Origin of the sequence: Streptomyces sp. NRRL B-1140, assembly GCF_001280065.1 — a bacterium.
Lineage (GTDB): Bacteria > Actinomycetota > Actinomycetes > Streptomycetales > Streptomycetaceae > Streptomyces.
The window spans coordinates 77,441-98,991 of record NZ_LGEA01000047.1 but is presented as its reverse complement, the minus strand read 5'-3'; the positions used below and the strand labels follow the sequence as shown (position 1 = coordinate 98,991).

Annotated in this window: 21 protein-coding genes and 1 pseudogene; 10 read left to right on the top strand and 12 right to left on the bottom strand. The window is 70.2% G+C overall.

Features of this window, described 5'->3' with window-relative positions; all coding sequences use genetic code 11:
* Positions 1-371 precede the first annotated feature (371 nt).
* A complete protein-coding gene (locus tag ADK65_RS07285; protein ID WP_234352816.1) occupies positions 372-803 on the top strand; it encodes a DUF6193 family natural product biosynthesis protein in 432 nt (143 codons plus the stop codon).
* A gap of 69 nt (positions 804-872) precedes the next feature.
* Complete coding sequence (locus ADK65_RS07280; RefSeq protein ID WP_053668973.1) at positions 873-1,601, top strand: family 16 glycosylhydrolase; 729 nt, start codon at positions 873-875, stop codon at positions 1,599-1,601.
* Between the two features lie 75 nt (positions 1,602-1,676).
* Here the strand turns inward: ADK65_RS07280 and ADK65_RS07275 are convergent, their stop codons facing one another.
* The 5 genes from ADK65_RS07275 to ADK65_RS07255 all read right to left on the bottom strand — a co-directional run bounded on the left by ADK65_RS07275 (position 1,677) and on the right by ADK65_RS07255 (position 7,384).
* A complete protein-coding gene (locus ADK65_RS07275; RefSeq protein ID WP_053669037.1) occupies positions 1,677-2,186 on the bottom strand; it encodes a hypothetical protein in 510 nt (169 codons plus the stop codon).
* A gap of 50 nt (positions 2,187-2,236) precedes the next feature.
* The gene (locus tag ADK65_RS36830; protein WP_234352815.1) at positions 2,237-3,673 is read right to left on the bottom strand and encodes a serine/threonine-protein kinase; all 1,437 of its coding nucleotides are present in this window, start codon (positions 3,671-3,673) and stop codon (positions 2,237-2,239) included.
* Between the two features lie 225 nt (positions 3,674-3,898).
* A complete protein-coding gene (locus tag ADK65_RS07265) occupies positions 3,899-5,221 on the bottom strand; it encodes an aldehyde dehydrogenase family protein (RefSeq protein ID WP_053668972.1) in 1,323 nt (440 codons plus the stop codon).
* Positions 5,222-5,400: 179 nt separating this feature from the next.
* The gene (locus tag ADK65_RS07260; RefSeq protein ID WP_053668971.1) at positions 5,401-6,321 is read right to left on the bottom strand and encodes a glutathione S-transferase C-terminal domain-containing protein; all 921 of its coding nucleotides are present in this window, start codon (positions 6,319-6,321) and stop codon (positions 5,401-5,403) included.
* Between the two features lie 628 nt (positions 6,322-6,949).
* On the bottom strand, positions 6,950-7,384 hold the full coding sequence (locus ADK65_RS07255) for a VOC family protein (RefSeq protein ID WP_053668970.1): 435 nt from the start codon (positions 7,382-7,384) through the stop codon (positions 6,950-6,952).
* A gap of 651 nt (positions 7,385-8,035) precedes the next feature.
* Here ADK65_RS07255 and ADK65_RS07250 point away from each other — a divergent pair.
* From ADK65_RS07250 to ADK65_RS07235, 4 genes are all read left to right on the top strand, one after another.
* Entirely contained in the window at positions 8,036-8,374 is a 339-nt protein-coding gene (locus tag ADK65_RS07250; RefSeq protein WP_159038737.1) for a hypothetical protein, read from the top strand.
* 202 nt (positions 8,375-8,576) lie between these two features.
* Positions 8,577-10,343 (top strand): S8 family serine peptidase, encoded by a 1,767-nt coding sequence (locus ADK65_RS07245; protein ID WP_053668968.1) that lies wholly within the window; start codon positions 8,577-8,579, stop codon positions 10,341-10,343.
* A gap of 106 nt (positions 10,344-10,449) precedes the next feature.
* Positions 10,450-10,941, top strand: a complete 492-nt coding sequence (locus ADK65_RS07240) for a DUF2975 domain-containing protein (protein WP_053668967.1) — start codon at positions 10,450-10,452, stop codon at positions 10,939-10,941.
* A gap of 114 nt (positions 10,942-11,055) precedes the next feature.
* Positions 11,056-11,532: an ATP-binding protein gene (locus tag ADK65_RS07235; RefSeq protein ID WP_053669036.1), complete on the top strand. Its 477-nt coding sequence runs from the start codon at positions 11,056-11,058 to the stop codon at positions 11,530-11,532.
* 112 nt (positions 11,533-11,644) lie between these two features.
* Here ADK65_RS07235 and ADK65_RS37925 read toward each other — a convergent pair whose 3' ends face one another.
* Positions 11,645-11,869, bottom strand: coding sequence for a hypothetical protein (locus ADK65_RS37925; protein ID WP_199825580.1), 225 nt, complete (start codon positions 11,867-11,869; stop codon positions 11,645-11,647).
* Between the two features lie 108 nt (positions 11,870-11,977).
* Between ADK65_RS37925 and ADK65_RS07230 the strand changes: the two genes are divergently transcribed.
* Complete coding sequence (locus ADK65_RS07230; RefSeq protein ID WP_234352814.1) at positions 11,978-12,430, top strand: DUF5959 family protein; 453 nt, start codon at positions 11,978-11,980, stop codon at positions 12,428-12,430.
* Here the strand turns inward: ADK65_RS07230 and ADK65_RS36825 are convergent.
* Positions 12,412-12,588 (bottom strand): annotated as a pseudogene (locus ADK65_RS36825) (transposase); the annotation flags it as partial. The gene ADK65_RS07230 and the pseudogene ADK65_RS36825 sit on opposite strands and share 19 nt — an antisense overlap.
* Positions 12,589-12,861: 273 nt before the next feature.
* Here ADK65_RS36825 and ADK65_RS07225 point away from each other — a divergent pair.
* Positions 12,862-13,758 (top strand): alpha/beta hydrolase, encoded by an 897-nt coding sequence (locus ADK65_RS07225; RefSeq protein WP_053668965.1) that lies wholly within the window; start codon positions 12,862-12,864, stop codon positions 13,756-13,758.
* 92 nt (positions 13,759-13,850) lie between these two features.
* Here ADK65_RS07225 and tpg read toward each other — a convergent pair whose 3' ends face one another.
* The 3 genes from tpg to ADK65_RS07210 form a co-directional block, all read right to left on the bottom strand.
* On the bottom strand, positions 13,851-14,408 hold the full coding sequence (gene tpg / locus ADK65_RS07220; protein WP_053668964.1) for a telomere-protecting terminal protein Tpg: 558 nt from the start codon (positions 14,406-14,408) through the stop codon (positions 13,851-13,853).
* A 27-nt stretch (positions 14,409-14,435) separates the two neighbouring features.
* A complete protein-coding gene (tap, locus tag ADK65_RS07215; protein WP_053668963.1) occupies positions 14,436-16,631 on the bottom strand; it encodes a telomere-associated protein Tap in 2,196 nt (731 codons plus the stop codon).
* A gap of 118 nt (positions 16,632-16,749) precedes the next feature.
* Complete coding sequence (locus ADK65_RS07210; protein WP_063787995.1) at positions 16,750-17,421, bottom strand: pyridoxamine 5'-phosphate oxidase family protein; 672 nt, start codon at positions 17,419-17,421, stop codon at positions 16,750-16,752.
* Positions 17,422-17,713: 292 nt separating this feature from the next.
* Between ADK65_RS07210 and ADK65_RS07205 the strand changes: the two genes are divergently transcribed.
* On the top strand, positions 17,714-18,325 hold the full coding sequence (locus tag ADK65_RS07205; RefSeq protein ID WP_053668962.1) for a TetR/AcrR family transcriptional regulator: 612 nt from the start codon (positions 17,714-17,716) through the stop codon (positions 18,323-18,325).
* Between the two features lie 110 nt (positions 18,326-18,435).
* Here the strand turns inward: ADK65_RS07205 and ADK65_RS07200 are convergent, their stop codons facing one another.
* Positions 18,436-18,993 (bottom strand): TetR/AcrR family transcriptional regulator, encoded by a 558-nt coding sequence (locus tag ADK65_RS07200; protein ID WP_053668961.1) that lies wholly within the window; start codon positions 18,991-18,993, stop codon positions 18,436-18,438.
* Positions 18,994-19,068: 75 nt separating this feature from the next.
* Here ADK65_RS07200 and ADK65_RS07195 point away from each other — a divergent pair, with 75 nt between their 5' ends.
* Positions 19,069-20,292: an FAD-dependent monooxygenase gene (locus ADK65_RS07195; RefSeq protein ID WP_078955844.1), complete on the top strand. Its 1,224-nt coding sequence runs from the start codon at positions 19,069-19,071 to the stop codon at positions 20,290-20,292.
* Here ADK65_RS07195 and ADK65_RS07190 read toward each other — a convergent pair.
* Positions 20,226-21,536, bottom strand: a complete 1,311-nt coding sequence (locus ADK65_RS07190) for an MFS transporter (RefSeq protein ID WP_078955852.1) — start codon at positions 21,534-21,536, stop codon at positions 20,226-20,228. The two genes, ADK65_RS07195 and ADK65_RS07190, sit on opposite strands and share 67 nt — an antisense overlap.
* Positions 21,537-21,551: the final 15 nt, after the last annotated feature.

Below are 21,551 nucleotides of genomic sequence, written 5' to 3'. Positions count from 1 at the left end.
AGGAGCCGTGCCGCATTCGTCCAACTCGGCAGGTATCCGTCCGTCGACCTCCGGGCGCGGCGGCGCGTCACGGTCGAAGTCGTCCGGAGTCATGCCCACCCAGTCGCGGCCGCCTTGCTCACTCACTCGTCGTCACCGCCTCTCCCCCGGGCTCCACTCCCGGAAAGCCTTCCAGGATGAAGTGTCTCCCACCCATGATCAGTTCCACCATCGAGCGGTTCCGAACTTCGGAGCCCGGGCGGGTGGAGGCGAACAGATGCCGTTCTCCTGTCGTCCAACGGCCCCGGCCTGCGCCGAGTTGGCATCAGTTCAGCTGATTGCCTCCTCCGGAAGGCGCGCTCTTCGGACCGCGAAACCTGCACAATCACGTCATGAGCAGCACTGTCGAAGCAGCCTGGCACAAGATCATGCTTGTGGCCGAGCACTGCCAACCGGAACGATCACCGCTCCACGCTCCGTTCGCCGAACTCGTACGCGTGGCGCACGCCGAGCCGCTGCTGCGTCGGCTTCACCCCTGGACGGGTATGTGGGAGCTGCATTTCAGCAGGTGCACGCAGGTCCGCTACACCTGGGACATCCCCTACATCGGCACCTTGCACAACGGCCGGTACTACGTCGAAGGGCCCAGTCGGAACAGCCCCCGGATCGCCGAGACGGACAGTCCGCAAGGTGCGGTGGCGATGGTCCTACGCAACCTGCCACCACGCTGTGGTCCGGCCTTCATCGGCAATGCGGACGAACTGGCCGCTTACGAGTTCGCCCGAGGTCCCGAACGCCCCTCCGACCCCCGCCCGTTCGGCTGAACGGGTCAGATCTGCCCTGTAACCGGGGGCCAGACGCATAGGGGGCCTTCGAGGGGTCAGACATTCGCCATGACAGAACCCTTACCGGCCGGCTCACTTCCCGTCCCCGGCCGCCCTCTCTCCGCTCCGGTCGCCTTCACCGCCGACTTCACCTCCACCACCCAGTGGGTCGCGGGGCGTTCATGGGCCTATCCCGGTGGAGGCCCGGTCAACCCGCTCGACGACAAGCTCGACCATCTGGTGGCCGACGCCGCATACAGCCGCTCCGGCGTCTTCCGTGCCACACGACGACAGGACGGCCGGTGGGACACCGGACTGCTCACCACCGAGGGCAGCGAGGAGGGTTTCACCGTCCGTGCCGGGGATGTACTGGAAGCCCGGGTGCGACTGCCCGTGGAGATCGGAGCCTGGCCCGCGATCTGGACCTGGCGCGACGGCGACCAGGAGATCGACGTCTTCGAGTACCACCCGGACAACCCCGACCTGCTCGAATTCACCAACCATGTCCGCGGCACCAACCGCTACCACCGTGACCAGGCGATCCACCCGGGCGCATGGGTGGACCTGCGCACCGTATTCGGCAGCCGCTCGGTGGACTGGTGGCTCAACGGCAGACCGGTCTTCACCGACGGGCGAGGCGTGGGCCGGAGCTGGCACGCCCACCTCATCGTCAACCTCTCCGTGTGCGCGGGGAGATACCACCCCGCACCGCAGCCGGAAACGACGGAGATGTCATACGAGGTGAGCCACCTGCTCGTACGGCGACCGACCACGAGCGGCCGGCGAACGGACGCGTGAGGGCACATGAGGCGGCATACGGGTAGCGGGGACGGGCCCTGTCTGGTGGTGACACGGCCCGGCCCGAGCGTCTGATCAGCCGGCCTCGCGCCACCACGTGGGAGGCACGCTGAGGCGCCAGATCTCACCCGACTGCCCCTGGGCGTCCTCTTCGTCCGCGCAGACGAAGATCGTCACTCCGGATTCGGGCACACGGTAGCGGTGCATGTCGCCGGCCGTGCCGTTCCCGTCCGTCTCGGCTTCGACCGAACAGCCTCGCTCGGCGATCGCGGTGGCCAGGCCCTCGAAACCCGGCCTGGCCTTGAAGGCGCCGTAGACGCCACGCAAGGCCGCCGGCACCGACGACTCCGTGCCCTGCCGCAGACGGTGCACCTGCACGCTCACCCCGAAGCAGGGCCAGGCGCCGTCGTCCTCCTGGAACGACAGCTCCACGAGCCCGTAGTCCCGCCGCAACAGCCCCCTGTCCTCGACGTCCAGAAAATCGGTGCCGAGCGCGGCCTCCCAGTCGGCGGGCTGCGCGCCGATGCCCACACCCAGCACGTCGCCACGCGTGGCCACATGGGCGTAGAAGTCCAGATGGGGCATGTACGTCTTCTCCCTCGCCGCGGTCAGCACCTGCCGTTCGGCTGCGCACCTTACTTGGCGGGTGCTGCCTTCTTTCCCCCTTGCCTGCCTCGTGCTTGCCCCGGCGGCACGTCGGGGGTCTTCGCCCTGTCCTTGGCGACTGCGCGGGCCGCCGCGGGGCCGGGTGCGCCGGCAGTGGCGGCGCGGTGGGCACCCGGCTTCGGCTTGGCAGAGCGTGGACGAGCGTCGCGTACAGGGGCGGAAGCGTTCTCCGGCGGCTGGGCGGAATCGGAAGGGCCGCGCGAGGGCCCGGTCGCCGGTGCGGTGGGCGTGTCGTCCTTGTGATCGGCGGTGTCCCGCGAGCGGGTGGGAGCGACCGGGTCCGGGGCGGACGGCGCCGCCTCGTCCGCGGCGTCGTGCTGTGACAAGCCGTCCGTGACCACCAGACCGGTGGCGAGAAGAGCGGCCAGCGCAGCCGCCACCCCACGCGTTCGCAGGCGGCCGCGTACGGAGCCGGACCGGGACACCTCGGAGGAACGCCCTGCCCCGAAACTCGGCCTCCTTGGCGCCTGCGCGGCAGGTGACACGCTCCGGTGGGTACGGTCGGCGCGATCCGTGGCCGTGAGGGGTACAACGCTGCGTGCGGGCCGGAAAACGGATACGGCAGGCACTTCCGCGCTCGTTGTGGAGAGACGGGTCAGGGCCCGTGCGCAGTCGTACGCCGCGGGACGGGCATGTTCTTCCAGACCGGTCATGTCCCGAAGGAGGGTGGCGAAGCCGTCCGGCAGGAACTCGGGCAGGACGGGCCGGCGGTGCAGGCGCGCCACGGCGGACTCCAGGGGGCCGCCGTCGTACTCGAGTCGGCCGGTGAGGCTTTCGAGGAGGACCAGGCCGAGTGCGTAGATGTCGGCGGGCCGCCCGACCGGCCGGCCCAGCACTTGTTCGGGGGCAAGATAGGCCGCCGTGCCGGTCAGGGTGTCGGTGGCGGTGCGGGTGGTCGCGTCCACCATCCGGGAGATGCCGAAGTCCGTCAGATGGGCGTGACCGGAGGAGTCGAGGAGGATGTTGGACGGCTTGACGTCCCGGTGGACGACCCCCTCCTCGTGGGCGTGGGCCAGAGCCTCGGCCAAGGACGCCCCGAGCGCGGCTGCCTCCTCGCACGACAGGGGCCCCTCGGCGATGCGGGACTTCAGCGTGCGTCCGTCGATCAGCTGCATGACCAGAAAGGCATCGCCGTCATCGCGCCCGGCGTCAAAGGCGGTCACCAGCCCGGGGTGCTGCAGTCGGGCGAGGATCACGGCCTCGCTCCGGAACATCTCCTCCGTGTCGAAGCCCGTACCGGGGCGGAAAACCTTCACGGCGACCGGCCGTCGCAACCGGAGGTCGAACCCGCGGTACACGTCAGCCGCCCCACCCGAACCGATCAGCGCATCCAGACGGTAGCGGCCCCCCAGGATCCGGGCACAGCCCCGAAAGGCCCGGGCGCCCCGCACCTCGCGCAATCCCACCTCGATCTCCCCACTCCGCGCACTCGCATCGCTCACAGGCCCGCCGTCGACGCGCCGCCGAACGCAGGTACCCATTCATCCGCCGCTTGCACAACGGCGAGAGCGTTTCGCCTCTCCCCCACCCACGGGCGGGACGAGCGCCCAGGCGGGGCCGAGCCACGGTCACGACACGCCGGAGGCCTCACGAACGGCGATGGCGGTGCGGTGCGCGCCCCAACGGCGGCCTCAGCCCAGCGGCTTGTCCAGGACCGCCTTGCGGTGGCTGAACGTCTCGATGGAGTACCGCCCGTGGTAGTTGCCCATGCCGCTCTCCCCCACCCCTCCGAACGGCAGGTCGGATACGGTGAGATGAGCAAGTGGAAGGCCGTACCCGAGGCCTCCGGAGGAGGTCTCCGTGGCGATCCGGTCGCGCGTCTCGCCGGACTCGCTGAAGACGTACAGCGCGAGGGGCTTGTCTCGGTCGTTGATGAAGTCGATCGCCTCGTCGAGGCCGGACACGGTGACGATGGGCAGGATCGGCCCGAAGATCTCCTCCTGCATCACGGGGGACTTCGGGTCGACGTCCGCGAGCACCGTGGGCGCGATGTACTTGCCGGTGCGGTCGCCGGCGCCGCCTGTCACCACACGCCCTGAGTCGATCAGGGCGGACAGCCGGTCGAAATGCCGTTCGTTGATGATCCGGCCGTACTCCGGCGAGGCGGCCGGGTCCGCCCCGTACAGGGCGTTGACGGCGCGGACGAGGGCGGCCTCCAGGGCGGCTGCGGTCTCCGGGGTGGCGAGGACGTAGTCGGGGGCCACACAGGTCTGCCCTGCATTGATGAACTTGCCGCGGGCCAGCCGGTCGGCGACCACGTCGAGGTCGGTGTCGTCGTCGACGAACACCGGGGACTTGCCTCCGAGTTCCAGGGTGACCGGGGTGAGGTGTTCGGCGGCGGCACGCATCACGATGCGGCCGACGGTGCCGTTGCCGGTGTAGAAGACGTGGTCGAACCGCTCCGCCAGCAGGGCCGTGGTCTCCGGGACACCGCCCTCGACGACGGCGACCGCGTCGGGGTCGAGGTAGGCGGGGAGGAGGTCGGCCAGCGCGGCGGAGGTGGCCGGGGCCAGCTCGCTCGGCTTGGCCACGACCGCGTTCCCGGAGGCGAGCGCGCCGACCACCGGGGCGAGCAGCAACTGGGCCGGGTAGTTCCACGGGGCGATGACGAGTACGACACCGAGGGGGTCGTACCGCGTCCAGGCGGTCGCGTCGGCGCCCAGGTGCGCGGGGACGGGGGCGGGCTCGGGGCGCAGCCACCCTTCGAGGTGCTCCAGGGTGTGGTCGATCTCCCGGATGGTGAAGTCGATCTCGGTGCGGTAGGCCTCGTTGCTGCTCTTGCCGAGGTCGGTGTGGAGGGCGGTGGCCAGGTCGGCGCCCCGCTCGGTCAGCATCGCCCGCATGCGGCGCAACTGGCCGGTGCGCCACTGCACGGGCTTGGTGCGTCCGGTACGGAAGGTCGCGCGCAGCCGGGCCACGACGTCGGCGGGCTTCTCGGGTGTGTGGTGGCTCATGGCGCCTCTCCGGTGAGCGCCGGGTGGTCGCCCGGCGCGGAAACTCGATCAGATGTATATGCCAACCTTTCCTCTGCTCCGACGCATCCCGTCGACACGTATGCGTGATGAGGCTCACGAGACCGGAGAGTGATCATCGGCCCGCGTATCCGGAGAGATGCCAGGCCGAACAGGCACGGTCAGGCCGTGCGGCCGTCCGCACCGGCTCGGAGAGGCCCTCGTGGTGCGCTGTCCGCGACGTGGGTCGCCCAGTCCAGGATCTGTACCGCCGCCCCCGCCGCCTCCAGGCCCCGGCATCGGGCGTGGTGCCGGTCCGCGATGCCGTCCAGGTCGAGATGGCGGCCGAAGGCGGGGTGGGCGGTGAGGCGGCGTGCGTAGCGCCACAGGTGCGGATGGTCGGCGATGCGGTGGACCGCGGCGGCATCGAGGTGCAGGCGGTGCACGGTGTCCAGCCGGACCAGGGCGACCCACAGCCGTACGTCGGCAGCGGTCATCTCGTCCCCGAGGACGAAATTCCGGTGGGCGAGCCGCCACTCCAGTGAGCCCAGGACGCGGAGCAGGGAGCCGAGGGCGGTGTGGCGCGCCGCGTCGTCGGTGTCGGCCTGCCCGGCGACCTGAGCGGCGTCCTCGATGCGGTCCTCGCAGAGGCGTTCCACGGCCTCGATCTCCTCCTCCGCGCCCCGCGGGTAGAGGAGGGGCCGGTCCTGGGTGTCGCCGCCGAAGCGGCGGGCCAGGTCCCGGAGGATGTGTGAGGAGTGCGTGGTGACGATCCGGCCCGTCCAGCTGTCGCTCAGCACCGGTGCCACAGCCGGTCCGGGGTGCCGGTGCGAGCTGGCCTCGTACAGGGCGTGCAGCGCGGAGTGTCCGCCGTCGGGCCGGTCGGGGATCGCCTGCAGCAGGATGACCGGGAGTGTGTCCTCCAGACCGAGCAGGCTGTGGGTGATGGCGATCTGCAGACCGTTCGGGCAGGACAAGGAAAGGTGAAGGCGGTAGCGGCGCGGCACGGCGTAATAGCCGCTGTTCGCATCGCAGCCGATCCTGCCGTGGAAGGACCGCGAGGAAGCGAGGGACGGCACGGTGGTCAGGGGCGTGGACGGCATGTGTCTCCCTGGGTTCCGGATTCCGGCTGCTGGCTCTGGCTTTGGGAGGTGCGGCGGCGGTGCACGCACGCAAGAGGCACGCGAGGACGTGGCACACACCCGCATGCGGTGGAGTGCGGTGCCCGAGGACACCCCGGATTCAGCGCAGAGGGCTCGCGGCGCTGCAGACACGCAGCAGATCGATGTGCCGGCGGGAGGTGAGGAGGAGAGAAGACCGGCCGACGCGCGGGGCGCAGTCGGCGATCAGCTCCGGACGCTCCATCATTTCCTACCCATGCACTAGGGAACCCCTCCCCTGGAGTGTCAGGGGGCTTTCCCGCCACGTCAAGGGGGCTGCCGATGCTCAGTCCGGAGTCCGGGACGCCGCTGACTTCGGCGGTGAGCCCTGACGCCGGTGGCCGATCGGTGTGCGATTCCGGAAGGCCACATGTCCGGGCACAGGCTCCACCTTCTGCGCGACCGTGGCCTGTTGACCTGACCGGTCCCGGAAGCGGACACATAGCCGTTGCCGGCCGGGGCACCCGGGGCTGCCGGTGCCGTGCCGACGGTGGGACGCGGTGCGGGAGCCGACCGGGCCGCGGGTGCGAAGCCATGCGGACGCCACGATCTCGGGCGTCGCGCGGGGTGCTCAGTCGAGGCAGAACTCGTTGCCCTCGATGTCCTGCATCAGGATGCACGACTCGTTTTCCTCATCGGCGACCATCGTCCGCACGTGCACCGCTCCGAGCGCGACCAGTCGTGCGCACTCGGCCTCCAGCGTGGCGAGGCGCTCTTCCCCGACGAGCCCCGTGCCGACTCGCACGTCGAGATGTACGCGGTTCTTGACGACCTTCCCCTCGGGCACCCGCTGGAAGAGCAGGCGCGGGCCCACGCCCGAGGGGTCGCTGCACGCGAAGTAGACGACCTGCTTCTCGGGCGGCAGCGAGCGGTGGTGGTCCTCCCACGTGGCGAACCCCTGCGGGACCGGCGGTACGACGTACCCCAGCACCTCGCACCAGAAACCGGCGAGGCGCGCGGGCTCCGCGCAGTCGAACGTGACCTGGAACTGCCTGATCGATGCCATCGGCGCACGATAGCAAGGGACTCGGCCGCTCATCTCCCGCTGTGGGCCGCGACGTTGAGTATGCCGGCGGGCTCCGGCTCGGGGCTGTTCGGCTTCGCGTTCGCGCGACTTGGGCGGCGCCCGCGGGACTGCCCACGAGATGGCCGACGTCGTACTGCCCTCTGGTGGGGAGCTGCGCGCGGCAGGGCGGGTCGACCTCCACGGCCTCAGTCAGAGCAAAGCCCCGGCCGGACGGGGGACATCACGGCCGGGGCGGTCCGGTGGTGGGTGCGGAGGGCGGTCGCCTCTCGGCGAAAGGCTCCACAGGGCTTCAGCCGAACGATCGTCCCTGTGGGCGGATGGTGAGGCCCGGGGACACAGTCCCATCCGCACCCACGCTTTGTTCAACGGACAACCAGCGGTGGTTGTTCCGTACTGATTTCGCCTGCGTGGTGATCCGTGCCACTCCCCCGGCCCTTGGGAGGCGGCGACCGCCGGACGGAGCCGTCTCGATCAAAGCTTGAACACGTTCAAATCCAGTGAGAGCATCGCCCTCAACGGCTCAGGGGGTGGGTGAGGATGCCGGACAAGGCAGCGCGTCAGGGGGCGGTGGCCCCGGGGAGGGTTGCCGGGCTCGTCACAGCGTCCCTGGGGTGGGCCACACTGATCACCGTGAGCCCCTGGCTGCCGAGCAGCATGGGCACCGCGGACCTGACAGGCGTGACCGCCGTCCTGAGCATGCTGATCTTCGGCCCCGTTCCGTCCTTCTTGCTGGGGACCGTTCTGGGACGCGCTCACGCCTGGTGGCTGGTGGCGCCCTGCGGCGCCGCGGGGCCGTCGCTCTGGATTCTCGACTTCACGGTCCTCGGCGAACCCGGTGTTCGTTCTTCGACAGCGGTGGCAGTCGCTTTCGCGGGCGCGCTGGCCCTGGGATTCGTCAGCGCTCCTCTCCTGGGGGGAGCGGCGGCAGGCCACGCCACCGGCCGCCGGACCGGTCATGTCCGGGACTGATCCGGAGCGGAGCCAACCACTTGCCTGCTCACGGCCATCGATGCACCGCAGCCTCTTCCCTTGTCATGCCCTCATCTGAAATCTTGCGTCGACCCATTCGACCCACCGCCCGGGCGGCGCCACCCCATGCCCCGGGCTCTCGGAGGATGCTGTGACAACCCCCCGCATATCCCGGCACCGTCTCAGACGGTCGCTGCTGTCCATGGCCGCTGCCGGAGCGGCTCTCACGCTCGCCACCCCCGCCGGCGCGGCCGACGTGGACACCGGCCTTCCTCCGGGCCAGGCTCCAGCAGCAGCCCGCGCGGCCACGTCCACCGAGTCCGCCGCCGGTTGGGCCGCCGGGACCCGTTCCTATCTCGTCATCACCGCCCCCGGTGACACCTCGGCCGCACGCGGCGCCGTGACGGCGAACGGCGGTTCGGTCTTCGCCCACTACGACGCGATCGGCGTGGTGGTCGCACACTCCTCCTCTGCGGGTTTCGCCACCGCGATGCGCTCCGCGACGGGCGTGCAGAAGGTGGGGGCGACCCGCACCTCGGACGTTCCCGCGGACGCCTACTCCCCCACCGTGCCGGGTGCTCCCGCGCAGTCGTCCACCACGCTCACCGAGACCGCACGGTGGGACATGACGAGGATCAACGCCGACAAGGCCTGGGCCGTCAGCACCGGATCACCGTCCGTCACGGTGGGTGTCCTCGACACCGGCGTGGACGACCGGCACCAGGACATCGCACCCAACTTCGACGCGGCGGACTCCGCCTCCTGTGCGTACGGCAAGGCCGATACCCGAACCGGCGCCTGGCGTGACGTCGGCACCCACGGCACCCACGTGGCGGGCACCATCGCCGCCGCGAAGAACGGCAAGGGAGTGGTCGGCGTGGCACCGGGCGTGAAGATCGCCTCCGTGCGCATCGCCGAGCCGAACACGAGCATGTTCTTCGCCGAAAACACGATCTGCGGCTTCATGTGGGCCGGCGACCACGGCTTCGACGTCACCAACAACAGCTATTACACGGACCCCTGGATGTTCAACTGCCCCGACGACCCGGACCAGGCGGCCATCATCGAGGGTGTGCGCCGGGCGCAGGAGTACGCGGAGGGCAAGGGTTCGCTCCAGGTCGCGGCAGCGGGCAACTCCAACTACGACCTGGCGAACAAGCGCACCGACACCTCGAGCCCGAACGACTCCACGCCCGTCAACCGCACCATCACCAACGCCTGCGTCGACATCCCGACGGAGCTGCCCGGCGTCGTGACCGTCGCGGCGATGGGCAACGGAAACATCAAGGCGTCCTACTCCAACTTCGGCCGGGACGTCATCGACGTCGCCGCCCCGGGCGGCGACGGAGCGTACGGCGTCTACTCCACGCTTCCCGGTGGGAAGTACGGGAACATGAACGGCACGTCAATGGCCTCTCCGCACGTGGCCGGCGTCGCCGCGCTGCTGAAGAGCGCCGACCCGGCCGCCACCCCCGCCGACCTCCGCGCGCGGCTGGGCAGCCAGGCCACGGACACCGCCTGCCCGTCCGACGGCCGCTGCACCGGCACGACGGCCAGGAACGCCTTCTTCGGGGAGGGCCAGGTGGACGCGCTGAAGGCCGTCGGCGGCACCACGCCGCAGCCTGGCCGGTACTTCGAGAACGCCACCGATGTCGCCGTCGCCGACAACGCCACGGTGGAGTCCGCGATCTCCGTGACCGGTGTGCCGGGCAACGCGCCGGCCGCACTCAAGGTCGGCGTGGACGTCAAGCACACCTACCGCGGCGACCTGGTGCTGTCGCTGGTCGCCCCCGACGGATCGGTCTATCCGCTGGAGGACTTCGCCGACAGCGACAGCGCGGACGACGTGGTGAAGACATACACCGTCGACGCCTCGTCCGAGACCGCGTCCGGCACGTGGAAGCTGCGCGTCCGCGACATCGCGACCCAGGACACCGGCCGGATCGACACCTGGAATCTGACCTTCTAGAGACGAAGGTTCTCTCAGGGCGCGCAAGCGCCTGCACTGTCACCCCCCTTGCTTGACCTATCGAAATTCGATAGTTTCCCATCGCAAGTCGATTGAGGGATGGGTCATGGGGAAACTGGCAGTGTGCGCGCTGCGCGCCGTGCTCGTAGTGCTGCTCGTCGGCACCGTGTTGGTCCAGGCATCGATGCTGTGGGCCCTGGTCAGCGGGAGCGACCCCGAGGACGGGTCGCTCCCCCTGACACCCCTGCGCGTGATCACGGTCCTGGGCCTGGCGGCGGCCCAGGCGGCACTGGTGTGCGTGTGGCGTCTGGTGACGATGGTGCGCCGCAGAACCGTGTTCTCCCCCGCCGCCTTCCGGTACGTGGATGTCGTGATCGGCTCCATCGTGGCGGCCGCCCTCATATGGTTCGCGGTCACGATCCTGAACGCGCCGGGTCAGCGGGACGACCCGGGCGTCACCGTCATCATGGGCGGCATCGGGCTGGCCATCCTGGGGGTCGCCCTCATCGTGCTCGTGCTGCGGATGCTGCTCGCCCAGGCCGTCGCTCGCGATGCCGCGGCTTCACAGATGCAGGCCGAACTGGACGAGGTGATCTGACACCGCTCACCGACGGCCCTTCCCGTGCGGGCGGCCGCTCACCGGCATTGCCTGACGCATTCTGGGTAGACGCGGCTCGTGCTGGACGAATACTCGAAGAACGCGGCGGCCCCCATGGATCAGGAAAGGGGAGGAAACCGCCCGGATCCGCTGTCCGCCGGGGTCATCTCCGTATCCGCGGCGTTCGACGGCGACACCGGGATCGCGGAAGCCCGCGACCTGGCCCGGACCTTCCTGACCCAAGTACAGGCCGTGCACGGCCTGCCGGTCTCCAGCCGGGCCATGGGGATGGTGCAGCTCGTGGTCAGCGAGCTGGTCACCAATGCCCGGAAGTACGCCCCCGGCCCCTGTCTGCTGACCCTTGACATCGTGGACGGGTCCGTACGGACCAGCGTGTGGGACAGCAGCACCACGCTGCCGGCGATCCTGGCGCCCGACCCGAGCCGGATCGGACAGCACGGCCTCGAGATCGTCGCCGCTGTCTGCGTCGGCTTCGCCATCCACCGCGAGCCCGTCGGCAAGCGCATCACCGCCGACGTCGTACTCGCCGACGACCCCGGCGGGTCCGCGGCCGGCCACCAGGTGCTGTAGCACCGACTCATCCTGCTCGCGCGACTGGTCATGATCTGCTGGCCACGCGTCCAGCCGGTCGGCACCACCCGCCAACTCGCCGAAGCCGTCGCCCAGCACCTCGCGCTCATGGTCACCAGACGAGCAGCAGCTTCTGCACGCCGTCGAAGGCCGCGGCCAGGCTGGTGGCACTGGCAAAGTCGGCACGGCGAGGTGACGCCACCGGCGGCCAGGTCTTTGATCTTTTCGATGTCGCGGCCGGTTGCCACGATCTGCGACGCCGGTACGCCCGACGCAGCAGCGCCTCGACGGCGTGGCCGCCGAGGCGGCCAGTGGCACCGGTAACAGCGATGACCATGTGGTAACTCCTTCGGGCTAAGAACTCCTAACGGAATGAGATTGGGACAATCTTGCTTCGGCGCCATGAGTCCACGTGGGCGAAGGTAAGCAGAGTGGAGGGAGCACGGTGGATCTGATCAGCCTCTCGGATGGTGACAACGGCTTCCGGGTGCGTGTGCTGGGGCGTCGGTCGCCGGGTGTGCTGCATCTTCACGACCAACTCGACGCAGAGGTCCTGATCACGAGCAGCTTCATCAACGGTCGACTGGGCATGTCCCTGTTCCCTTCCGACCTGGAGGACTGGTCCCGGGCGCTGGATCTCCTCGCCGCAGGTCAGGACATCTGCTGGAGGGACGACGCCCACAGCCCTGAGATCAGGATCCAGCCGCACAACGAAGAGCACGAGACCCCCGCTGTCCACGTAGAGGATCCGAGCAGTTCGTGCGTCTCTGTGTTCCTTCCCATGAACCTTGAAGAGGGTTGGATCGACGAGCAGCGGAGGCTGCTTGGACGGGTGCTGAGGGAGTGGCCGAGCGAGGTCCTGCAGTCCTCACCGGGTGTCTATGAGTGGCGGCGCTGAACTGCTGCCAGGCGTGGCCAGCAGATGAGTGCGCATCCGAGAGTGAGGAGGGCTTCGTGGATGTCGTCGCGGATTTCCCAGCGGATCCGCAGGCGGCGGAACCAGTGGAGGTGGGCGAACGCGCGCTCCACAACCCAGCGTTGGGTGCCGAGCTCGGCCGGCAAGGGCGGAGACCGTGTCGGCCACCCCTATCAGCCCGACCAGCTCCTGGTCACCCACGGAGCCACCGCGGCGCTCGCGGCCGCCGTTCCTCGCGATCGTCGATATCGGCGACAAGGTCGTCATCCTCGAGCCGTGCTACTCCCTCTACAGCGATCTCGTTGTGCGGCCCGCCGGCGGCGTCCCAGGGGCGTTGCCCCTTGCATGATCAGCGACGAACGCCCATTATCAGGAATCCTGGTATTTTAACTTTGTAGCGATGGGGTCCAGTCATGTCATTCAGGCTTGAATTCCAGGCCCGAGGGGTTCAGCTGTTGCTCGGCCGAATCGCGAGCCGCGTGCACAAGGACCTGCGCTTCAGCGACATCCCGAAGCGCACGGAAGCCATCCGAGTGGAGACCGGCGCCGGTCCGGTGACGTGCACCGTCTACCGCCCACCGACCGCCGCAGCCCCTGCCCCTGCCCCTGTGTACGTCAACTTCCACGGCGGCGGGTTCGTGATCGCCCGCCCCCAGCAGGACGACCACATCTGCCGCTACATAGCCGCCACGGCCGGCTGCGTGGTGATCAACGTGGACTACGCCGTCGCCCCGCAGCGGCCGTACCCCGTCCCCGTCATTCAGGCGTACGACGTCACGGCCTGGGTGGCGGAGAACGGCACCGCCAACAACTGGGACGGTTCGCGACTGGCCGTAGGCGGACACAGCGCCGGTGGCAACCTGACCGCCGCGGTCTGCCGCACCGCTCGGGACCGCGGCACCTTCACGCCCCGCCTCCAGATCATTGACGTCGCACCGCTCGACCAACTCGCCGACCCGGCCGGCAAGCAGTCACCCATCAACAAGCCCCTGCTCACCCCTCAGCTCATGCGGGTCTTCACCGCCGCCTACGTCCCTGATCCCGCCGACCTGACCCATCCGCTGGTGTCGCCCGGCCTGGCAGACGACCTCGCCGGGCTGCCGCCCGCCCTGGTCATCACCGCGGAGAACGACCGCCTGCGCGACGAGGGCGATGCCTACGCCAAAGCCCTGGAAGCTGCCGGCGTTCCGGTCACCCACCGTTGCTTCGAAGGTGTCGACCACTACTTCACCCACACCGGCCCGGTACCGGCCGGGAAGGAAGCCATCGATCTCATGGCCACCACCCTGCGCACGGCACTCACCGCCTGACCCCTGACAGGGGCCGAACTCTTGTGACAACACGCTGCCTTGGTGACACCTATCGCACTTCGGCTCAGCCCGGGGCCGGCGGCCGAGCGGCCTCAGTAATCGAGGTCGATGTAGTCGATGTCGTTGAGGGAGACGTCCGAGAGCCCCAGTGCCCGGGCTCCACCGTCCTGGAAGTAGATCTCCCTGAATCCGTCGGCGATGATCTGCCGCAACTGCCGGTCGCCGGCGCCTGCTTCACGGGCGTCGAACAGCTGCTGCGCGTACGCCGGGGGAAGGTGCACCGTGAGCCGTCGGAAACGGCCGTCGTCGGTCGTGCCGATCGGTGCCGTGTAGCCGAAGCGGGCCCTCGTCTCGACCGTGATCCCGCCTGTCGAAGCAGCCTCCTTGCGGCGGCGCCTGCGGACCTGGGGCTGCCACCGGGACCGGACGGCGGCGTCGATCCTCCGCTGGATCTCCTGCGGCGGGTGCTTGCGCTCACCCGTGCGGTAGCGCTCCACGGACCGCCGGCTCACCCCCAGCTCCTCCGCCACGGCCCGGGTCGTCTTCAGCTGCCTCAGCAGGAAGTTGATCCGGCCCTTGAGGGTCTTGGGTGGATTGCGGGTGAAGGCCTCCTCGTCGGCGCGCTCGATCGCTTCGTCGATCTCTCCCACGGCGTCCCATCCTCTCGCAGGTCAGCCCTACTCGCCGTCGTCAAGGACGGCGTCGCCGCCCTTGACATGGCGGGCGGGGTTCAGGCCCTTCTCCATCAGGTCGACCGCCCAGAGCATCTCCTGGACGCCCTCCGGCTTCGCCAGGCCCGGAGTGGGGCCGAGGCGGAAGCCGCCGGGCTGGGGCTTGCCGGAGGCCGCGTAGGGGAGGAAGTCCAGCGGCGAGGGGCCGGGGCTGGGGTAGACGACGCAGTCCGAGAGCACGGCGAGCGGGTAGCGGCCCGTCAGCTTGGCCATGTTCAGCAGCTTGCGGTGCATGTTGACCCGGGCCTTGGAGATGACGGCGGCACGGATGTCGGGCCGCCAGGTCGGCCGTTCCAGAGCCGGCCACCGCTCGCCCTGCTTGTAGTGGCGTCCCTGGGGGCGCTCACGGAGCTTGCCGATACCGCCCTTGACGGTGGCCTTGATCGCGGTGAGGACGGCGGCCAGGGCCGGATCGGTGTCCTTGTGCCGCTCCATCGCCACGAGGAACTCCCGGTCGTCCAGGTCCCGGGTGACACCGAGGTCGGCCAGGGTGTCGACGTAGGCAGTCTTCAGCCGGTCGTGCCACGGGTCGAGGTACGCACCCGTCGCACGGCGCAGGTAGGCCTCCAGCGGCCGCACGTTGTAGCCCAGTTCCTGGGCGTAGGCGACCGTGTGGGTCTGGTACCAGGCGGGGCCGGCCGGCGGTTCACCGCTCGGCGTGAAGGGGCTGGGCAGGCGTGGGTCCAGCTCCACGTGGCTCAGGTCGACCAGCCAGGAGCCGGGGATCTTCGGATTGAACTGCGGGCCGACGAAGTGCTCCGGGCCCGACAGCCCGACCGTGAGCCGGGCGGCGGCGGCGAGGAAGGCGGTGTTGAGGTCCAGACCGACCGCATAGGGCAGATGGCACTCCTCGTCGCTCAGCAAGTCCACGTCGCGGACCCATTGGTAGGCCTCTTCGTCGAGGAACCCTCCGTTCCAGCCGGAATCGACGACCACGGGATGCTCCGGGGTGGCCTCGGGCGGCGCCGGGTCCACCGGCTGCGTCCCGAGCGAGCCGGGGTTGTGGCCGGGCACCCAGTTGCCCGTGGTCTCGTCGCGGACCGCACGGGTGGGCGGCCGCAGCGCCGTCATCAGCTCCAGGCCCGAGACGGCGGTACTGCCACGGGGGGTGAGGACGCGCCGTGCGTAGACGCCGAGCACCCGGGCGATCTCGGGGGGTTCCATCTCCGTCACGCCCGGCCAGGACCGCTCGTCCAAGGCGTCCCACGGCAGAACGGCCAACTGCACACACTGCCGCTGGTCTTCCCGGGCCTTGCGGTAGATCCGTGCCCACGGGCCGAACCCACGCTGCGTCAGCTGCCACCCCGCCTTCTTCACCTGCGCGACGACCGGATGGTCATGGGGCAGGCGCAGCGAACGGCGCTGTTCACGACCCTCCAGACGCTCGGGCAGTCCGAGCCTCACAGCCGCCGCCGGGGTGAGCACCACCAGCGGGTCGGAATCCTTGCCGTTGCGGTGCAGGCGTGGTGCGCCGATGCCGGACTCGCGCAGTGTCCACTCCACCAACTGCGGCACGGAGGCGGCGGGGCAATCGAGGACGATGCCGTCGACGCCGTACGCCGAACCGTCACCGTCGAGCACGAGCAGCGGCCCGTGCGGGTACCGGGGGTCGGCGGCGGGCGTCGCGACCGTCTTGGTGGCAGGTCTCCGCGAGGACGCCGGCGTCCGTCGGTAAGGGGGGTGCGGCGCGTGCGGCGGCGTCGGCGCGGGTGCCGTACCGGGGGGTGAGGACTCGGCAGCGGGAGTGGGCGGCTGCGAAGGGGCCTCCGGCCGGGGCGTGTCGGCGGGGGCAGGTGGCGCTGGTGCGGGAGCAGGCGGGGCTGACGCGGGGACAGGCCGAGCCGGTGAGGGCGTAGGAGGAGCCGAGGCGGAGGGCGGGACGGGGGCGCCGTGGGCGGGGTACTTCGCCGCCCAGCCCTTCAGCAGCCTCTGGTACGCCTCCAGGCGCGGCGATTTCGGCTCCGACCTGCCGTTCTCGTAATTCTTCACCGTCTGCGTGGAGGTCTTCAGCGCGAGCGCGAGGCGCGCCTGGGTGATGCCCGCCGCCTCCCTCAGCCTGGCCCGCTCCGCCGGAGGGGGAAGCTGGGGTTCTTCCTCGAGCAGCGCGTCGACGGACGCGAACAGCTCTTCCTCGGAGGCCATGCCGAACTCCTCTCGCGCGCACCCGACCCTGGGAACCTTAGCCTAAAATTTATCCCGTTCCTTAACCCCTGTCGGACGGCGGGCGGTGGGCGTGTCGGCGTCCGGCCCGGTGCGGGTATCAGCGCACCGTCTGATTGCGTCGGGCTTCCGCCGCCTCGAAGTAGTCGCCGCCTTTGCGCTTGACGTCGTCCGTGCCCCAGGCCCGTTCCCCGTCGGCGGCAGTGGTGCCGTCCTGCGCGGCATGCGGCCGCAGCGGTGCCCTGACCATCCTGGGTATGTGCTTCGAGCAGTGGATGTAGGCCTCTTCGACCTCGACCTCGACCCACATCTGGGGGCGGCGGCCCGGCAGTGGATCGACGGGCAGGCCGGGACGGCTCCGGCGCATGGCCTCATCGGGGACCAGGCGAGCCCGTCCGTTGACATGCAAGCCGATGCGGTCCTCGGAGAAGTCGATCATCAGGAGGCCGACGTGCGGGTTCTCCCGGATGTTGCCGAGTGAGGCCATGACGCCGTTCCCCCGGTACTCCGGGTAGGCGAGGGTCGTGTCATCGAGAACCTGCAGAAAGCCGGGCGGCCCGGCGCGGAACGTGCTGTCACACTCGCCCCGGCCGTCCGACGTGGCGAGGAAGAACATCTCCTGGCGGGCGACGAACTCCCTCATCCTGGAGTTGAGCCGGTCCAGTACCTGTTCGTCGTAGAAGCGATCAGCACGGCTGGTGGTACCCAACTCGCCCTGGATCTGGTGCTCTCCGTGGCTTCCGGGCCGGTCCGCCCGCGGATCCTGGTGCAACGGTCCTCCTGACAGGCGAACCCACGCCTGTGTCCGAGCCCTGCGCCGCCGGTCCCTCGGCGCAGGTGACTCTGCCGATCCCCTCGGAGGCCGAACGGTGCTCACCGGCCACGCACATGAGGGTAGAGCAGGCGCTTGCACGTTCCGGCGTGCACCCGGTGTTCGCGCGTTCAGGTGACGGGCCACGGACGGGGCGGCCCGCATCATCCACCGCCCCCGAGAGCAGCGCGGCCGTTTGGAGTGAGGACTCACTCATTGACGGAGTGAGTCCTCACTCCGTAGCCTTGCGGGCATGACAGCAGCCAAGGAGAACGGGACCACCCGCCGCCGCGCCCCCGCCATGTCGCCGGAGCAACGCCGCGAAATGATCATCCAGACCGCCATCCCGCTGATCGCCGAATACGGCGCCGCGGTGACGACCGCGAAGATCGCGCGCGCCGCCGGCATCGGCGAGGGAACGATCTTCCGCGTCTTCGCCGACAAGGACGAACTGCTGCAGGCCTGCGTGGCCGAGGCCCTCTCCCCCGAGCACGCGGTCCGCGAACTCGACGCGATCGAGGTGTCCCAGCCGCTGCCCGAGCGGCTCACGGAGGCTGCCGACGCGCTGCAGGCACACACGGCCAGGATGGGTGCGGTCATGGGCTCACTGGGGCACCGCGGCGGCAAGCACCCCGGCCCGGTGCGCGGCGCGGGCCGCGCCGAGTCGACCAACCGCATCCGCGCGGCCCTCGCGGAGCTCCTGGAGCCCGACAAGGCCGCCCTGCGACGGCCGCCGGAGCAGATCGCGGCCCTCTTCTTCGGGCTGCTCTTCGTACAGCCGCGCACCGAGGACGAGCCCGACCTGACCCCGCGGGAACTGGTGGAGGTGTTCCTGCACGGGGCGCTCTCGGGCGGGGCCGAGTGAGAGTGAGTACGCGGCGTCGAGTGATGAGGTCCGTCGGGGCGGAACGCCTCCTCGACGGGGTGGAGGATCACCGTCCCCGGGGAGGGCCTGATCGGATCCGCCGGACAGCCCTACCGCAGGGCGGCGGCGACAAGTCCTTCGAGGGCGTCGCGCCGCACTTCGCCGCCGTTCACCAGTCGGTCGAAGACCAGGCCGTCGATGCAGGTCAGCAGAGTGTGCGTGCGGTTCTCGACGTCTGTGACGCCGTGCGCGGCGAGGAACAGCCGGACGGCTTCGCGGCCGGCGTTCTCGTGCGGAACGAGGATCGCCCGCAGCTCTTCGTCACGCACGCTCTCCACGGCGCAGGCGTGGCGGGCGAGTGAGCGGCGGCGGCCTTCGCCGGTGAGCCGCCGGCGGGTGAGCAGCACCATGCCGTCCACCAGTTGCTCCGGGGTGGTCAGGGGTGGGAGCGCTGCGGCCGTGGCGCGGAGTTCCGACTGGTCGAGGTCGACGAGGCGGGTCACCAGTCCGGTCAGCAGCGCGGCGCGCGTCCGGAAGTAGGCCGAGGTGGTGCCGGACGGCATGGCGGCTCTGCGGTCGACCGCACGGTGGGTCAGGCCGCGCATTCCCTCGTCGGCGAGGACACCGAGCGCCGCGTCTGCGAGAAGGGTGCGCCGATCCGAGGTCATGGTCCTTTTCTACACCCGTAGAGCCTCGGGTTGACTAGAGTCGGTTTCTACAGGTGTAGAAGAAGGGGGTCCGGCGTGGGGAACACAGCGGTGGTGGTCGGAGGAGGGATAGGCGGGCTGGCTGCCGCGATCGGCCTGCACCGCATCGGATGGGAGGTGACGGTCCTCGAGCGCACGTCGACGCTCGAGGACACGGGGGCCGGCATCTCCTTGGCCGCCAACGGCCTGCGGGCACTGGACGAACTCGGCGTCGGCGGAGCGGTTCGAGATGCGGCGCGAGGCCAGTACAGCGGCGGCACCCGCACGCCCCGGGGCCGCTGGCTGACCCGGCTGGACGGCTCGGCACTGGAGAAGGCGGTGGGCACGCCGATCATGGGCATCCCCCGTGCCACCCTGCACCGGCTGCTGCGCGAGGCGTTGCCCGCCGGGTCACAGGTGACCGGTTCCGAGGTGGCCACGGTCGGGCAAGCCGACCCGGGGACCGTTCAGGTCGTTCACAGCACCACGGCTTTGGAGGCCGATCTGGTGGTTGCGGCCGACGGCATCGGCAGCGGAGTCCGCAGCCGACTCTTCCCGGCCCACCCCGGGCCGGTCCACAGCAGTTCGACGGTGCTCCGCGGGATCACCGAGCACGCGGTCGACCTGCGTACCGACTTCGAACTGACCTGGGGCCGCGGCGCGGAGTTCGGGCACATCGCGTTCCTTGACGGGCGTGCGGAGTGGCACGCCGTCCTCAGCCTCCCGGCGGGAACGCGCTTCGCCGACCCGCTGGCCGAACTGCGCCGGCGGTTTCACACCTGGCACGACCCGATCCCGGCGCTGCTCGACACGACCCGGCCGGAGGCGGTACTGCATCACGACGTGCGCGAACTGCGCACGCCACTGCCCTCTTACACGGTCGGCCGGATCGTCCTGCTCGGTGACGCGGCCCATGCGATGACTCCCCACCTCGGACAGGGGGCCTGCCAGGCGCTGGAGGACGCCGTCACCCTGGCCGCCGTTCTCGGCACCGAGCCCACCGTCGAGGAGGCACTCGCCCGCTACGACGCCGAGCGTCGGCCGCGCAGCCAGGCCGTCGCACAAGCCGCCCGGCAGGCCGGGCGAATGGGCCAGCGACTGTCCCATCCGGTGGCCGTCACCCTGCGGAACACTGCGATGCGACTGACACCGTCCCGGGTCGCCACACGTATGATCCTGCGTCACCATGCCTGGTACCGCCGTCGTTGTGAGCGTCACTCCCCCGCGGCCGACAGGGCGTACGCCTGCTGGTCGGCGTCGGCACAGGAGGTGGGGTGGTGACGGATGACCAGCGACAGCAGGGCCGCGGCTGCGCAGGCCGCGCCCAGGGCGAGCCAGACGGGGTCGTAGCTGCCGAAGGTGTCGCGGGCGACGCCTCCGAGGAAGGAGGCCGAGGCGGCGCCGGCCTGGTGGGCTGCGTTGGTCCAGCCGAAGACGACGGCGCTGTCCTCCCCGTAGAAGGTCCGGCACAGGGCGATGACCGGTGGCACCGTCGCGAGGTCGAGCAGGCCGAAGGCGACCACGAAGACCAGCAGGGGCGCGCTGACCGTGGCGGTCAGCGTCAGTGGCAGGCTGACCATGAGCAGGCCCCGCAGGAGGAAGGCGACGGCGAGGAGCCGACGGGCGTCCATGCGGTCCGTGAGCCACCCGGAGGCGATCGTGCCGGCCACGTTGAAGACGCCGACGCATGCCAGCAGGGTCGAGGCCGTGGTGACGGGCATGCCGTGGTCGTGGGCAGCGGGGGTGAAGTGGGTCCACATGATGCCGTTGGTGGATGCGCCGCAGACGGCGAAGGCGCCGGCGAGCAGCCAGAAAGGAGCGGTCCGGGCGGCGCGGCCCAGCACGGTCAGGGTGCGGCGGGCGGCACCGGGGGAAGGCTCGGGCCGCGGACGGAAGGTGTCACTGCCGTAGGGGCGCCGTCCGAGGTCGGCGGGATGGTCGCGCAGTACGAGGCGGACCAGCGGGGTGATCGCCAGGGCGGCGAGGGCGAGGGTGACGAGGGCGGGCCGCCAGTCGTGGCGGGCGATGGTCCAGGACAGAGCGGGCAGGAAGACCATCTGGCCGAGGACGCTGCCGGAGGCGAGGATGCCCGTCACCAGGCCGCGTCGGGTGTGGAACCAGCGGTTGGTGACGGTGGTGCCGAGGGTCATCGACAGTGATCCGGTGCCCAGGCCGACGAGAAGGCCCCAGAAGAGGGTGAACTGCCAGGCGGCGTCCATCACGGTGGTGAGCATCGCTCCCGCGGCCACGGTCCCGAGCGCTGCGATGACGACTCTGCGGATGCCGAACCGGTCCATGAGGGCGGCGGCGTAGGGAGCCGTGAGGCCGTAGAGGACCATGTTGACCGAGGCGGCCAGGCCGATGGACCCCCGGGACCAGTGGAACTCCTGCCGCAGCGGGTCCTGCAGAAGGCCCGGCATGGTGGAGAAGGCGCCGGCGACGATGATCGCCACCCCGGCGACGGCGGCTACCCACCAGGCGCGGCGCCCGGAATCCTTGGTGTGATGGCCGGTTGTCTCATGCATGTCCTCATCGTCGAG

Coding starts and splice junctions, on each gene's coding strand:
- ADK65_RS07245 (WP_053668968.1), top strand. CDS start 8,577: ATGGCCGCTGCCGGAGCGGCTCTCACGCTCGCCACCCCCGCCGGCGCG.
- ADK65_RS07285 (WP_234352816.1), top strand. CDS start 372: ATGAGCAGCACTGTCGAAGCAGCCTGGCACAAGATCATGCTTGTGGCC.
- ADK65_RS07260 (WP_053668971.1), bottom strand. CDS start 6,321: ATGCCGTCCACGCCCCTGACCACCGTGCCGTCCCTCGCTTCCTCGCGG.
- ADK65_RS07265 (WP_053668972.1), bottom strand. CDS start 5,221: ATGAGCCACCACACACCCGAGAAGCCCGCCGACGTCGTGGCCCGGCTG.
- ADK65_RS37925 (WP_199825580.1), bottom strand. CDS start 11,869: ATGGTCATCGCTGTTACCGGTGCCACTGGCCGCCTCGGCGGCCACGCC.
- ADK65_RS07225 (WP_053668965.1), top strand. CDS start 12,862: ATGTCATTCAGGCTTGAATTCCAGGCCCGAGGGGTTCAGCTGTTGCTC.
- ADK65_RS07255 (WP_053668970.1), bottom strand. CDS start 7,384: ATGGCATCGATCAGGCAGTTCCAGGTCACGTTCGACTGCGCGGAGCCC.
- ADK65_RS07280 (WP_053668973.1), top strand. CDS start 873: ATGACAGAACCCTTACCGGCCGGCTCACTTCCCGTCCCCGGCCGCCCT.
- ADK65_RS07240 (WP_053668967.1), top strand. CDS start 10,450: ATGGGGAAACTGGCAGTGTGCGCGCTGCGCGCCGTGCTCGTAGTGCTG.
- ADK65_RS07190 (WP_078955852.1), bottom strand. CDS start 21,536: ATGCATGAGACAACCGGCCATCACACCAAGGATTCCGGGCGCCGCGCC.
- ADK65_RS07235 (WP_053669036.1), top strand. CDS start 11,056: ATGGATCAGGAAAGGGGAGGAAACCGCCCGGATCCGCTGTCCGCCGGG.
- ADK65_RS07200 (WP_053668961.1), bottom strand. CDS start 18,993: ATGACCTCGGATCGGCGCACCCTTCTCGCAGACGCGGCGCTCGGTGTC.
- ADK65_RS07275 (WP_053669037.1), bottom strand. CDS start 2,186: ATGCCCCATCTGGACTTCTACGCCCATGTGGCCACGCGTGGCGACGTG.
- ADK65_RS07205 (WP_053668962.1), top strand. CDS start 17,714: ATGACAGCAGCCAAGGAGAACGGGACCACCCGCCGCCGCGCCCCCGCC.
- tap (WP_053668963.1), bottom strand. CDS start 16,631: ATGGCCTCCGAGGAAGAGCTGTTCGCGTCCGTCGACGCGCTGCTCGAG.